Genomic DNA, 10,416 nt, shown 5'->3' on the forward strand with positions numbered 1-10,416 from the left:
TTTCCGGCCGCTCTTGCGGGCATGGCGGCAGGTTTGGCCAGCCATGCTGCGGCCGGGTTGCAGGAAGAATTTTTTGGATATAATGTCCTTTCAGAATTTTCTGAAAGAACAAAAATGGAGTTGTCGCCGCTTACCGAGGCATTCGTGATGCATTTCGGCGAGATGGGCAGCCGCTGGGGTATCAACCGTACGGTAGGGCAGATTTATGCCTTGCTTTATATCTCCGGCCGCCCGTTACCCGCAGATGAGATCGCGCAATCGCTGAATTTCTCACGCTCCAACGTCTCAATGGGGCTGAAGGAGCTGCAATCCTGGCAGTTGGTGCGTTTGCAGCATCTGCCAGGCAACCGGCGAGAGCATTTCACCACGCCGGACGATGTCTGGCAGATTGTGCGCACCTTGGCCGAGCAGCGCCGCGCCCGCGAGGTGGACCCGACACTTTCAGTGCTGCGTGATCTATTGGTGGCTCAGCCGCGTAGTGAGGAAGACCGACAGGCTCAGGAAAAATTGCGCGAAATGCACGATTTAATCGAGCTTTTGGTGGGCTGGGCGGATGATGTGAGTAAACTGGAAACCAAGGAGCTGGTACAGTTGCTCAAGCTAGGCTCCAAAGTGGTTGGATTGCTGGAACTGAAATCGCGCCTGCCCTTGCTGGGCAGGGGTACGCGTGGCGCCGCCCCGGTGGAAGACCACGAACAGGATTGACGGTTTTTTGAAATCAGCCCCGGCCAAACAAGACCGGGCGGTAAAGACACGGAGTGTTGACGATGCAGGATAGCCCGCTTGCCGTGCTGATCTCACGGCTGGATTTCGCGTGGATCACTACCATGCATATCCTCTACCCGCCGCTCACCATCGGGCTTGCAATTCTTCTCTTTCTAGCCGAATGGCGCTGGGTCTCTACCAACAACGAAAACTGGTATCGTCTGGTACGTTTTTTTGAGAAGCTCTTCATTGTGAATTTCGGTGCCGGTGTTGCCACTGGCATCACCATGGAAATGGCGTTCGGCATTCTTTATGGCCCATTCTCCCAGGCCGCCGGGCCGTTTTTTGGACAAGTACTGGGCTACGAGACGATCACCGCCTTCATGTATGAGGCGGGCTTCATCGGGCTCATGATCTTCGGCTGGGGCAAGATCAGCAAGCGCATGCACCTGTTCGCGACATTTAACGTCGCGCTTGGGTCCACGCTCTCGGCCATGTGGATTTTGGACGCGAATAGCTGGATGCAAACTCCAGCCGGTGTGGTATTGAAGAACGGCTTCTTCCAGATCGTCGATTGGGGCGCGGCGCTGCTTAACCCCGATGTGCTGCTCGGCTTCCCTCACATGCTGGTGGCATGTTTCGAGATCGGGCTGTGTTTCGTGACCGCCATCTCCGCCTGGTTCATTCTGACCGGGCGACATATTCCGCTGTTCCAGAAATCGTTGAAATGCGCTGTGCTGGCGCTGGTTGTGGTGGCACCGCTGCAGATTTATTTGGGCGATGGCCTGGGCCGGGTGGTGGCCGACGACCAGCCCACCGCGCTGGCGGCGCTCGAAGGCCATTACCATACCTATAACCCCGATGGATCGGTGAACACCGGCTGGCATGTCGTCGCGTGGCCGAACGCGGCGGGCGACGGTGCGGCCTGGGCCATTACCATTCCGCATGTGCTGAGCCTGCTGGAAACCCACACATGGAATGGCAAGGTGCCGGGGTTGGACGATTTTCCGCCGCAGAACCGCCCGCCCATGCTCATCCCATTCTACGCCTTCCGCGTGATGGCCGGGGCGGGGGCCGCCATTATGCTACTGGCCTTCTGGGGGCTATGGATCGCACTGCGCAGGGGCTTTACGGTGGAGCGTGTCGCGCAACATCGCTGGTTCCTGCGCGCCGCCATCGCCTGCGGGTTCTTGCCCTATATCGCGGTATGGACCGGCTGGTGGGTACGCGAGGTTGGCCGCCAGCCCTGGGTGGTGTATGGGCTTATGCGCACTGCGGATGGCGTTAGTCATATGGGTGTGGCGGAGGCCAGTTTCTGGCTCGTGGGCTACATAACCTTCGAACTTTCGGTATGGGCGAGCGTCTGGTACTTCCTCGCGAAAATCATGCGCCAGGGGCCGGATATAGATAGTCCCATCGTGCATGGCGGCCACCAAGCCCTGGGTAGCCTGGAAGGCCCGAACCACGATGCCGCCCCTTCCTATGTCAGACCCATCTGAGTCTGGCGTCTCTTTGACAGGACCGCAATCATGGACGGTTTGACCAATATTCAGAGTATCGTCTCCTTCGCATGGTGGATCGCGCTCGATCTCAGCGTGCTGCTCTACATCATGCTGGATGGCGCCGACCTTGGCGCCGGCATCTTCTCGCTCTTCGTGCGCAGCCATCAGGAGCGCGGTGCCATCATGTCCGCCATGGCGGGCACGTGGGATGCGAACGAGACTTGGCTTATCGTGGCGGGCGGCGTGCTGTTCGGCGCATTTCCGTTCGTCTACGGCTCCGCCTTCAGCTATCTGATGATCCCTCTGGCCATTGCGTTGTGGGGGATCATCACCCGCGCCATCTCGCTGGAATTGAGGCATCTGGCGGAAGTGCGCTGGCAGCGTTTCTCGGACTATGCGTTCGGGTTTTCCAGCCTCATCGTCGCGTTCTTTGGCGGCATGGCGGTGGGGGCGGTGCTGCATGGCTTTCCGCTTACCAACACACCCGGCTCGGTGCCAACTTATGTGGGCGGCGCGCTTCGCTTCATTTCGCCCTTCAGCATCTGGACCGGTATTGCCGCCGTGATTGCCACCACGCTGGCGGGCGTGCTGTTCATCCGCGCGCGGTTCGAGCATGCGGAACCCATCCGCGTGCAGGCGGCTTCCTGGACGAACCTGACCTTCTACCTTGCCTTGGCCGCCGTGGCGGTGACTTTGGCGGTAAGCGCCGCCATCTTCCCCTGGGCGCGCGATAAATGGCTGGGGCCGGATTTCTGGGTCTGGGGATTGCTGGTGCTGGCTGTTGTGTTCGCGGCGGTGCAAATGCGCATGGCCGCCAACCGGGACCGAGACCTGGCCGCCATTCTCTGGCTGAACCTCGCCATCGCCATCATGGCAATGGCAATGATGGCAACGATCTATCCCTGGCTGATACCGAATACCTGGACGATCTATACAGGCGCCAGCCCAGCCGTTTCGCTCTTCACCTTCACGCTGGCGATGGGCGGGTTCTTCCCGGTCATGCTCATGTATAATGCCTACCAGATCTGGGTTTTCCGCGCCCGCATCTCAGCCCTGGCGGCCTATCACTGAGGGCGGATTGACATGGCCACGCACAGCCCGCCGCGTGAACGCGCTTTAGCCAAACGGCTGGAACGTTGGCTGCGTGCCGAGGCCAAACCAGGGCGCGCGGCTCTGGCTGGGGTCATTGGCACTGGCGGGCTGAGCGGACTGCTGCTGGTGGCGCAAAGCGCTCTGCTGGCACGTATCGTGAACGGCGTGCTGATGCACCATCAAGGGCTCAGCAAGGCGTGGCCCCCGCTATTCGCCATGCTGGGGGTGTTTGCCGTACGCGCCGTGCTGGGAGTGGCATCCGAACATTTTGCCTTTAGCGCCTCCACCCGTACCACCGCGCAACTGCGCGCTACGTTGCGCGCCAAGCTGGCGGCTCTTGGCCCCCATTATATCAGCACCCGGCAAGGCGGCGCGCTGGCCAGCCTGCTGACAGACGGGCCGGAGCGCCTAGCCCCTTATTTCCGGGCCTATCTGCCGCAGGCGGCGCTCTCGGTGTTTCTGCCCGTGGCATTTCTGGCTTTTGCCTTTCCGGCGGACTGGGTCTCCGGTTTAATCATGCTCATCACCGCGCCGCTGATTCCGCTTTTCATGGTGCTTGTGGGAAAGGGCGCGGCAGCGCTGAACCAGAAACAATGGCGACGGCTGGCCCGGCTCTCGGCGCATCTGTTTGATGTGATCGAGGGGCTGCCGACCCTCAAACTGTTCCGCATCAGCCGCTTGCAGGCGCGGATTGTGGCGCAGATGTCCGAGGATTACCGCCAAAGCGTGATGGCGGTGCTGCGAGTGGCGTTTCTCTCTGCCCTGGTGCTGGAATTCTTCGCCACGCTGAGCATCGCGATGATCGCCGTTTATATCGGCTTCCGGCTATATTATGGCGAGATGGATTTTGCCCCCGCCTTTTTCGTGCTGCTGCTGGCGCCGGAATTCTACCGCCCGCTGCGCGAGATGGGCACGCAATATCACGCCCGTCTGGAAGCCCTGGCCGCCGCCGAGCAGATTGTGAACTTGCTGGAAACACCGGAACCCGCTGGCCTCGCTGTCACGCACCCCCTGCCCGGTGCGCCGGTCCGCGAAATCCGGCTGGAGGGGGTGGAGTTTTGGTACGACCCGGCCCGCCCGGTGTTGCGCGATATTTCCCTGACCCTGCGCCGAGGCGAGCGTGTGGCGCTGACCGGCCCCAGCGGCGGCGGCAAAAGCAGCCTCGCCAAGCTGCTTCTGGGATTGGACGCACCGCAAAACGGGCGCATTTTGTTGGACGGCATGGATCTCGCCACTATCCGCCGGGAGGATTGGTTCGCCCGGCTGGCTTGGCTACCGCAAAATCCCGTGATCTTCCATGGCAGCGTGGCGGATAATCTGCGCCTATATTGGCCACAGGCCAGCCAGGAAGCCCTGCGTGATGCCGCCGCCCTGGCTGGGGCCGCCGCCTTCATTGAAAAACTACCCCATGGTTATGACACGCCACTTGGTGAACAAGGCCAAGGGCTTTCAGGCGGAGAGATGCGGCGGCTTGCCCTGGCCCGCGCCTTGCTGAAACCCGCTGATCTGGTGATTCTGGACGAGCCGGATGCCAGCCTGGACGCCGCCAATGCAGCTTTGGTAGGCAGGGCAATTGAAATTCTAGCACGGCGCAGCGCGGTACTGTTTATCGCCCACCGGCCCGAGAACGTGGAAAAGGCCGATCGTGTGCTACGGCTAGAAGCTGGCCACCTGCTGGCGGAGATTCCCGCATGAACCAGCAAGGCTGGCAGGATTTATACCGGTTGCTTGGGCTGGCGAAGGGCGAGTGGGGCTGGGCCTTGGCGGGAGTGCTGCTCACGGCGGGGGTGATTTTGGCTAATACTGCGCTGTTGGGGCTCTCCGGTTGGTTTATCGCCGCCATGGCGCTGGCCGGGCATGGCGGGCCGGGGCTGGATTTCTTCGCGCCCGCCGCCGCCATCAGAGGGCTAGCGATCTTGCGCGCCACCGGGCGCTATACCGAGCGGCTGGTGACACATAACGCCACCTTCCGGTTACTCACCAAACTGCGCGTCTGGTTTTATGAACGGCTGGAGCCCCTGGCTCCGGCGGTGCTGGAGCGTGAGCGCGACGGGGATCTGCTCTCCCGCCTGCGAGCGGACATTGATAGGCTGGAAACATTTTATCTGCGCGTCGCGGTGCCAAGCGCCGCCGCCCTGCTGGCGGTACCATTGCTGCTGGCGCTGCTGGCTTGGCTTTCTCCCGGCGCGGCATGGATTGAGGCCGCGGGGCTGGTTGTGGCCGGGCTGGCCCTGCCGCTCTGGGCATTGACGCTGGGCCGCGCACCAGGGCGGGTGGCGGCGGCCAAGCGCGGACAATATAGCGCTGACATGACGGAGATTCTGCGCGGCCATGCCGAGTTGCTGGTGGCTGGGGCGCTGACGCGTATAGAGGCCCAGGCCGAAACCACGGCGCTAGCGCTGGAAGACGCCCAGCGCCACCAGGGCTGGGCCAGTTGGGTCACTGGCGCAGTTGGGCAATTCACCGCTCAGCTTTGCCTGTGGGGCACGCTGGTCATCACCATGCCGCGCGCCGCTTCCGGGCTTCTATCGGGGCCGGATGTGGCGGCGCTGGCGCTGCTGACCCTGGCCGGATTTGAGGCTGTTGCCGGTCTACCTGGCGCCTGGCAGGCGCTGGGGGAGAGTTTGGCCTCGGCCCGACGGGTTTTTGAACTGGCTGACGCCACTCCCGCCTTACAGGAGCCTGCAAGGCCCGCACCCAGCCCTAGGCGTTTTGACCTGCACGCCGAGGAACTGGTGATGCGTTACGCGCCGGACTTGCCGCCGGTATTGCACGGGCTGCGTTTTGATGTGCCGGAAGGCGGCTGCCTGGGCATTACCGGACCCTCGGGCGCGGGCAAAAGCAGCCTGCTCAGCCTGCTGCCGCGCTTCCGGGATTATCAGTCCGGGTCCTTGCAACTAGGCGGGGTGGAGGTGCGCTCGCTGCCCGGTGAGACATTGCGCGGCCTATGCGCGATGGTTACGCAGCGGGCGCATCTGTTCAACACCTCCATCCGCGAGAATCTGCTCATCGCCAAACCGGATGCGGATGATACGGCCCTGCGCGACGCCCTGCGCGAAGCAGCGTTACTGGATGAGGTTCTGGCCATGCCCGCCGGGCTGGATACACTGGTGGGCGAAGCGGGCGCGGCGCTCTCTGGCGGACAGATGCGCCGCTTGGCCATAGCCCGCGCGTTTCTGGCGGATGCTCGGATCCTGCTGCTGGACGAACCCACCGAAGGGCTAGACGCCGCCACCGAGCAACGCGTGCTGGAGGCTCTGGCCCGGCTGCGCCAGGGTCGTACCACGCTGCTGGTCAGCCACCGCCCCCAGGCGCTGCGTCTGGCAGACAAGATCTTCACACTCAGCTGATCCACCCCGCCCGCCCGCGCGTAATAAACCGCGATGACCCGCTTATTCCCCGTTCGAGGCGACCAGCTCAGCCTTGGCCTGCCCAGTCTGCTGGCCTGCGAAAAAAGCAGTGATGTGATACTAATGATGGAAGTGCGCGAGGAGGCAGTGACGCCGCGCCACCATAAAAAGAAAATCGCGTTTCTGCTTTCCGCCATGCGACATTTCGCGGATGAACTGCGTGGCCAAGGCTATCGGGTGGACTACATCACGCTGGACGCGCCGGGGAACACCCATAGCTTCACCAGCGAGATCTCCCGCGCCCGCCAGCGCCACCAAGCTGAGGCGGTGATCTGCACTTGGCCTAACGAATGGCGCGTGGCGGAAGCGCTGCGCGAGTTGGGTTCTGAGTTGCTCGAGGATACGCGGTTTCTCTCCAGCCGCGCGGAATTTGCCGCCTGGGCCGCGGGGCGCAAGCAACTCAGGATGGAGTATTTCTACCGCCAGCTCCGCACCCGACACGGCATATTGATGCAAGATGGCGAGCCAGAGGGCGGGCAATGGAATTACGATGTCGAAAACCGAAACACGCTCCCGCACGCCATCACCATCCCACCGCCGTATGAAGAAGCGCCGGACACGGTGACAGAGGAGGTTCTGGCGCTGGTTGAACGCCACTTCCCGGATCATTTCGGGGATTTAAGGCCTTTTCCCTACGCAGTGACACGCGCGGGGGCGCAGGCGGCACTGGCACGGTTTATAACTCAACGGCTAGCCCGTTTTGGAGATTATCAGGACGCCATGCGCCAGGGAGAACCCTGGCTGTTTCACGCGCATATCAGCCTGTATCTAAATTGCGGTCTGCTGATGCCTGGTGAATGCGTGGCCGCGGCGGAGCGTGCTTACCGGGCTGGCGCCGTACCGCTGAACTCGGCGGAAGGATTTATCAGGCAAATTCTCGGCTGGCGGGAATATGTGCGTGGTTTGTATTGGCTGAAAATGCCGGGTTACGCGGCGCAAAACGCGCTCAATGCTCGCCGTCCTCTGCCGAATTTTTACTGGACCGCCGAAACCAGCATGAACTGCCTGCGCCAATGCGTATCCGAAACGCGGGCCAATGCTTATGCCCACCATATTCAAAGGCTGATGGTGCTGGGCAATTTCGCGCTGCTGGCGGGGCTGGACCCTGTGGCGGTGAATGAATGGTATCTTCTGGTCTATGCCGATGCCTATGAATGGGTGGAATTGCCCAATGTTTCCGGCATGGTGCTGTTTGCCGATGGCGGCCTGCTGGCTAGCAAGCCTTATGCGGCGGGCGGTGCTTATATCAACCGCATGTCGAATTACTGCGTAGACTGCCGCTTCAACGTGACCAAAAAAACCGGCCCGCAGGCCTGCCCGTTTAATTATCTCTATTGGGATTTTCTGGACCGTAACCGCGCCTCGCTCACACAAAACGCTCGGCTGACGCTGGCCTATAGCACGTTGGACAAAATGCCCGCCCCTGTCCTTACCGCGATCCGCGACAACGCCACGGTGTTTCTAGCCGGGCTGACTTAAAAGCGAGAGCCTTGCCGCATAAGCGCATTGAAAATTGGGCAATCCGCCGAACCAGGATATACTCAACCCTATCCCAAGGCCCGAATAGGAGGTGTGCATGTACGCCGATGAATTATTCGCCCATCTGGATGAGCTGTTTGGTCAGGACTGGCGGCCGCGGATCGACAGCCATGAGATAAAAGACGAGATCGATAAATGGATTACCCGGCAAATCGGAAAAGCCGTTGGCAGGGCTATCGAAGGTTTATCCGAGGAACAGTAAGGCCAGCTTGGCCACCCTATAAAACACCGCGCTGTGCTAGGGCATGAATGGACCAGCCTGACATGACCAGCTTGCCAGCCCGGAAAGCCAGCCACGGTCCATCCGGCACATCATCGGCCATCAGCACGCGGCACAGCTTGCACACCGCGCCGCTTCGGCTCTCAGCGTGATAGACTGTGCCGTGAACCTTGCAGGATGCGCGTTCCACCAGCGGCCCTCCCGCATAAGGCGACCGCAGCAACGGGGGCATGAGTTCGATGCAAACCACGTCCTCCCGGTGTTTGGCATTTACGCACGCGATCTTGTCTGAAATAGGTGAATGAACAGACTCATACATCACATACCCTCCCGGGCTTTGTGTGATCCAAAGTAAATCTTGAAGCTGAATAGAGGCCAGAAGCGGCGTTACGCGGCCGCAGATTTTTTCTCGGCTGCGCTGGTCACCTTAATATGCTCGACTTTGGCGCCTGAGGTTTCTGGCTCGTTCTTGTTTACGTCCATGCAGTCAATCAACTCATCCGCGACAGAGAAAAAGCAGGCCATGAGGGTATCGTTAATCTCCCGGATGCCATGCAAAACCTTCTCTTGTCTGGCTTTGTGGCTTGCGAGCCATTCATGCGTGACACTGGCTGCATTTTCCCGGCTTACCGGCTTCAGCCAGAGATTTGGCTCCGATTTGAAAACCTCACTAACCAAAGCCGCCTGGGCTTTGGCCGCCGCCGCCATTCCTTCAGACAAATGCGAGAAAGCACGCGACATATTTGCTGTCCTGCTTTGCGCCGTCTCAAAAACAGCATTTGAATAGCTTAATGGCTGGAACAAATCATTCTTCGCTTGCATGACCGCTCTCCGATTTTTAGTTCGGCGAATATGATAACCACGATGCAGAACAAACTTTGATAGAGATCAAAGCCTCTATCTATGTATTTGATTTTGAACAGGATAATAAATTGTTAATCTTTCCAGCAGAGCTTGAAATGACTTGCGCGCATAGTGAACCGTCTAAATTCCTTCAGCTGCTAAAGAAACATTCAACGCACAAGAGCCGCTTTAAGCTTCTTTTCTCAACCTCTATGAGACCTGTGCGCGGGTTGTTGTAGACGTTGGCTTTGATTGCTGATTCTATGGGTTTTCCCGCAGAGGAGAGCTGGACGTGGCGCATCGTTCGATTGGTCAGGAGCGGTTTGGCTTCTCTGGGCGCACACGGCCCGCATCATCGCTCGACGAGCTTAGCTAGCTGATCGATTGGCATTCGGTCGCTACTCTTCTTGATCCGCTCTATTCAACCACCAAAGGCGAGCCCGCCTGGCGGTCGCTGGCGATGTTCAAGGCACTGCTTCTCACGATCTGGTACGACCTGTCCGACGTAAAACTGGCTGAGGCGCTCGACGGTCGTGCCTCCTTCCGTTGCTTCCGCGGGTTTTCCTCCAATGAAGCGACGCCGGAGCTTACCGCCTTCGTCAGATATCGTAGGCTGATGGTCACGCACAAGCGTGATCGGCCGCTGTTTGACAGTGTGACCATTAGGCTCAAATCAAAGGCAGTGACCGTCAAGACCGGTACGCTGGTCGATGCTATGATCATTGCCTCCGCCGCCGAAGACGATGCACGCTGGGTCAAACACAAGGGAAAACCGAGCGTTCATGGCTTCAAGGCGTATGTTGGGGCAGATGCCGATGCTGCATTGGTCGAGGAAGTGTCGGTCACATCTGCTAATATCAATGATGGCAGAGCAGGCCCCGAAGCGCTGCCCGACAATCCCGGCGAGATATTTGCCGACAGCGCCTATCGCGGTAATCACTTCCGTGATGCTGTGCGTGCAAAGGGCGGCATACCGCGGATCGTCGTTACCGGCATGTGGGGGCGCGATGAAAAGGAAACGCTGCGTAAGCTTAAAGAATGGAACCAACCGATCCATCGGGTGCGAGGCCGGATCGAGAAGGTATTCGGAACATGGAAGCGCTGC

10 protein-coding genes are annotated in these 10,416 nt (G+C 60.0%); 8 read left to right on the forward strand and 2 right to left on the reverse strand.

Going from position 1 to position 10,416, the window contains the following annotated elements:
• Positions 1-21: 21 nt before the first annotated feature.
• The 7 genes from BUB54_RS03880 to BUB54_RS20685 all read left to right on the forward strand — a co-directional run bounded on the left by BUB54_RS03880 (position 22) and on the right by BUB54_RS20685 (position 8,450).
• Positions 22-705, forward strand: coding sequence for a GbsR/MarR family transcriptional regulator (locus BUB54_RS03880; RefSeq protein WP_456304107.1), 684 nt, complete (start codon positions 22-24; stop codon positions 703-705).
• Positions 706-767: 62 nt separating this feature from the next.
• Positions 768-2,204 carry a cytochrome ubiquinol oxidase subunit I gene (locus BUB54_RS03885; protein ID WP_048879038.1) on the forward strand — a complete coding sequence of 479 codons (1,437 nt, stop codon included), beginning with the start codon at positions 768-770 and terminating at the stop codon, positions 2,202-2,204.
• Positions 2,205-2,234: 30 nt separating this feature from the next.
• Positions 2,235-3,278: a cytochrome d ubiquinol oxidase subunit II gene (locus BUB54_RS03890; RefSeq protein WP_048879037.1), complete on the forward strand. Its 1,044-nt coding sequence runs from the start codon at positions 2,235-2,237 to the stop codon at positions 3,276-3,278.
• Positions 3,279-3,290: 12 nt separating this feature from the next.
• Positions 3,291-4,994 (forward strand): thiol reductant ABC exporter subunit CydD, encoded by a 1,704-nt coding sequence (gene cydD, locus BUB54_RS03895; RefSeq protein ID WP_048879036.1) that lies wholly within the window; start codon positions 3,291-3,293, stop codon positions 4,992-4,994.
• Entirely contained in the window at positions 4,991-6,649 is a 1,659-nt protein-coding gene (gene cydC, locus BUB54_RS03900) for a thiol reductant ABC exporter subunit CydC (RefSeq protein ID WP_048879035.1), read from the forward strand. Before cydD ends, cydC begins: the two co-directional genes overlap by 4 nt.
• A gap of 33 nt (positions 6,650-6,682) precedes the next feature.
• Positions 6,683-8,188: a cryptochrome/photolyase family protein gene (locus BUB54_RS03905; protein WP_048879034.1), complete on the forward strand. Its 1,506-nt coding sequence runs from the start codon at positions 6,683-6,685 to the stop codon at positions 8,186-8,188.
• 97 nt (positions 8,189-8,285) lie between these two features.
• Positions 8,286-8,450: a hypothetical protein gene (locus tag BUB54_RS20685; RefSeq protein WP_158320113.1), complete on the forward strand. Its 165-nt coding sequence runs from the start codon at positions 8,286-8,288 to the stop codon at positions 8,448-8,450.
• 16 nt (positions 8,451-8,466) lie between these two features.
• Here the strand turns inward: BUB54_RS20685 and BUB54_RS03910 are convergent, their stop codons facing one another.
• On the reverse strand, positions 8,467-8,787 hold the full coding sequence (locus BUB54_RS03910; protein ID WP_048879033.1) for a hypothetical protein: 321 nt from the start codon (positions 8,785-8,787) through the stop codon (positions 8,467-8,469).
• Positions 8,788-8,855: 68 nt separating this feature from the next.
• Complete coding sequence (locus BUB54_RS03915; protein WP_139284777.1) at positions 8,856-9,176, reverse strand: hypothetical protein; 321 nt, start codon at positions 9,174-9,176, stop codon at positions 8,856-8,858.
• Positions 9,177-9,690: 514 nt separating this feature from the next.
• Here BUB54_RS03915 and BUB54_RS03920 point away from each other — a divergent pair.
• On the forward strand, positions 9,691-10,416 hold a 726-nt coding region (locus tag BUB54_RS03920), incomplete at its 3' end, for an IS5 family transposase (RefSeq protein WP_244890746.1).

This window comes from Acidocella aminolytica 101 = DSM 11237 (genome assembly GCF_900129125.1).
GTDB classification, from domain to species: domain Bacteria; phylum Pseudomonadota; class Alphaproteobacteria; order Acetobacterales; family Acetobacteraceae; genus Acidocella; species Acidocella aminolytica.